2 protein-coding genes are annotated in these 3,482 nt (G+C 55.9%); both read left to right on the plus strand.

Annotation, left to right across the window (positions count from 1 at the left end):
* Positions 1 to 32: 32 nt before the first annotated feature.
* Positions 33 to 1,046, plus strand: coding sequence for an IS110 family RNA-guided transposase (locus tag AC13DJ_RS00655; protein WP_232903300.1), 1,014 nt, complete (start codon positions 33 to 35; stop codon positions 1,044 to 1,046).
* A gap of 351 nt (positions 1,047 to 1,397) precedes the next feature.
* Entirely contained in the window at positions 1,398 to 3,290 is a 1,893-nt protein-coding gene (gene htpG / locus AC13DJ_RS00660) for a molecular chaperone HtpG (protein WP_482932847.1), read from the plus strand.
* The last annotated feature ends 192 nt before the right edge of the window (positions 3,291 to 3,482 follow it).

Below are 3,482 nucleotides of genomic sequence, written 5' to 3' on the forward strand. Positions count from 1 at the left end.
AAATCAATAGGTCAACAACAAGAGGTGTTCAGATGAACGTTACCCTAATCGGAATCGACTTGGCAAAAACTGTCTTTCAGGTTTGTGGTGTGAACCGAAGCGGCAACCCGGCGTTCAATCATCAAGTGCGCAGGAATAGGCTGATTGAGAAGTTGCTGCAGTATCCGGAAGCGACGATTGCCATGGAGGCCTGCAGTGGTTCGAACTACTGGGGTCGGGAGCTAAAGAAGCTGGGCTTTGAGGTGTTATTGATTCCGCCCCAGCATGTGAAGCCGTTTGTGAAGGGCAACAAGAACGACCGGAACGATGCCTTTGCGATTACAGAGGCCGCCCGGCGACCGAGGATGCGGTTTGTGGAACCGAGATCGCTGGAGCAAACAGACATACTGGTGCTGCATAAGCTGATCAATCGGAAGGTCCAGGCCCGGACCGCGTTGATCAATCAGATCCGGGGCTTTCTGAACGAGTACGGCGTCATCGTTGCGCCAGGCAAGGAACGATTACTCAAGGCGTTACCAGAGTTGCTGGAGGACGCGGAGAACCCACTGACCTGTGCTGCCAGAGAGGCCTTACAGAGTCTGTTGGAAGAGTGGAGAGAGGCCAATCGCCAGATACAGATGCATGAGGCGAAACTGAAGCAAACAGCCAAACAGCTGGAGCCGGCACGGCGCCTGATGGGCGTGAAAGGGGTTGCGGAGAAAACGGCAACCGCGGTGGTGGCCTATGCCGGTGACGGTAAGGCCTTTAAGAGCGGACGACACTTTGCCGCCAATCTGGGATTGGTTCCGAACGAACACTCCAGTGGCGGCAAGCAAAAGCTCGGAAGCATCACCCGTCGAGGGAATAACTATCTGCGCCGATTGTTGGTTCAGGGTGCCTGGTCGGTCATCCGATACACGGATAAAGCCACCGACCGGCTATCACGCTGGGCGGCCGGGGTTATTGAGCGCAGAGGCAAACACAAAGCGGTGATTGCCGTGGCCAACAAGTTGGCAAGAATTCTATGGGCAATGCTCTACCACCAAACGGAGTACCGGGCGGCGTAAAGCAGCACCCAAGGAGCAAAGGCACCCCACGCAAATGCGGTGAGCAATGAGTTAACAGGGTTAAACCGGCCCTTGTGAATGCTGGCGAGCACACGGAGCACCAACTCCGTACGGACGATAAGCGGCAAGGGCGCGGTTTTCATTGAGGCCAGAGTCACCGGAGTGACTCATCATAAAGGCCGGATATATGTGCGCAGTTTTACCCAGTTAACTTTTTACACCACCGAGAGCTTGGGAGGCTTGCGCAACAAGAGGTCTACATATACGTGCCGCAAGGAGCGTGTTTTGGAAAGGACTACCTGACCACGCCGCTCCCCCGAACATAAAGAACCAGCAGGAGAAAACACAGCCATGACGGTAGAAACCAGCAAAGAGACACTAGGATTCCAGACCGAAGTGAAGCAACTGCTTCACCTGATGATCCACTCTCTGTACTCGAACAAGGAAATCTTCCTTCGTGAGCTCATCTCAAACGCCTCAGACGCCGAAGACAAACTCCGCTTCGCCGCCCTGAAAGACGACAAACTCTACGAAGGCGATTCCGAACTCAAAATCCGCCTGGATTACGACAAAGACGCCGGCACCATCACCATTGCTGACAACGGCATTGGCATGAGCCGTGACGATGTGATTGCCAACCTTGGCACCATCGCCCGCTCCGGTACGGCCGAGTTCCTCAAGCAGCTGTCGGGTGACGAAAAGAAAGACAGCAAGCTCATCGGCCAGTTTGGTGTCGGTTTCTACTCTGCGTTCATCGTGGCCGACAAGGTGGATGTGTTCACCCGTAAGGCCGGTGCACCGGTCGAAGAGGGTGTGCATTGGGAGTCCAAGGGCGATGGCGAGTTCACCATCGAGCCGGTGAGCCGTGAGCAGCGCGGTACTGAAATCGTGCTGCACCTGAAAGCCGAAGACAAAGAGTTTGCCGATGGCTGGAAGCTGCGTAGCCTGGTGAAGAAGTACTCTGATCACATCTCCTTCCCGGTCGTGATGAAAGCCGAGTCCGAGGAAGAGGACAAGAAGGGCGAAGACGAGACGGTCAACGATGCCACCGCCCTGTGGACGTTGCCCCGCACCGAGATCAAGGACGAAGAGTACAAGGAGTTCTATAAGCACATCGCCCACGACTTCGAAGACCCGCTCACCTGGTCCCACAACAAGGTGGAAGGCAAGCTGGACTACACCAGCCTGCTGTACATCCCCAAGCGCGCGCCGTTCGACCTGTACAACCGGGAAGCGCCCCGTGGCCTGAAACTGTACGTGCAGCGCGTGTTCATCATGGACGACGCCGAGCAGTTCCTGCCGCTGTACCTGCGGTTCGCCAAGGGCGTAATCGATTCCAACGATCTGTCCCTGAACGTATCGCGGGAAATCCTGCAGAACGACAGCACCGTGGAGAGCATCCGCACCGCCATGACCAAACGGGTGCTGGACATGCTGTCCAAGCTAGCCAAGAAAGACGGCGATGAGTACCAGGGCTTCTGGGATGAGTTTGGCACCGTGCTGAAAGAAGGTCCGGCTGAAGACTTCAGCAACCGCGAAAAAATTGCGGGACTGTTGCGCTTTGCCACCACCCATACCGGCGAAGCCACCCAGAACGTATCTTTGGATGATTACATCAGCCGGATGAAGGAAGGCCAGAACAAGATCTACTACATCACCGGTGACAACTTTGCCGCCACCAAGAGCAGCCCGCACCTGGAAGTGTTCCGCAAGAAGGGCATCGAGGTACTCATCCTGTCGGATCGCATCGACGAATGGATGATGGGCTATCTGAGTGAATACGATGGCAAGCAGTTCCAGGACGTTGCCCGTGGTGATCTCGACCTGGGTGAAGTGGAAACCGAGGAAGACAAGAAGCACCAGGAAGAAGCCGCCAAAGAGCACAAGGATCTGCTGGAGCGCATCAAGACCGCTCTGGAAGATCAGGTGCAGGAAGTACGGGTAACCAACCGCTTGACCGATTCACCCGCGTGCCTGGTGGTGGGGCAGTTCGATATGGGCGCCCAGATGAAGAAGATCATGGAAGCTGCAGGCCAGAAAGTGCCGGAGAGCAAGCCGATCTTCGAAATCAATGTGGACCATCCGCTGGTACAGCGCCTCGAAAGCGAGCAGGGCGAGGAGCGCTTCAGGGAGCTGTCTGCGGTTCTGTTTGACCAGGCCACATTGGCCAGCGGTGAACAGCTGAAAGATCCCGGTGCCTATGTCAGCCGCCTGAACCGGTTGTTGCTGGAACTGACGAATTGATATCAACCATCGAGTAAGTAGACAAGAGGGGCTGGTGAGTAAATCACCGGCCCTTTTTTGTTTGCCCGGCGAAGCCGGCAAACCCGGCCATCTGAAAGAAGATGGCGTCACCCCGACTGAGGGGAAGACAATCCGACTGGCAAGGGCGTCACTGGCCAACGGTGGGGTCTGAAGGAAGCCATAGGAAGTTAA

The organism is Marinobacter sp. L-46, from assembly GCF_056859535.1.

Bases quoted from the DNA above. Each gene is read 5' to 3' on its own strand.
- AC13DJ_RS00655 (WP_232903300.1), top strand. From the start codon at position 33: ATGAACGTTACCCTAATCGGAATCGACTTGGCAAAAACTGTCTTTCAG.
- htpG (WP_482932847.1), top strand. From the start codon at position 1,398: ATGACGGTAGAAACCAGCAAAGAGACACTAGGATTCCAGACCGAAGTG.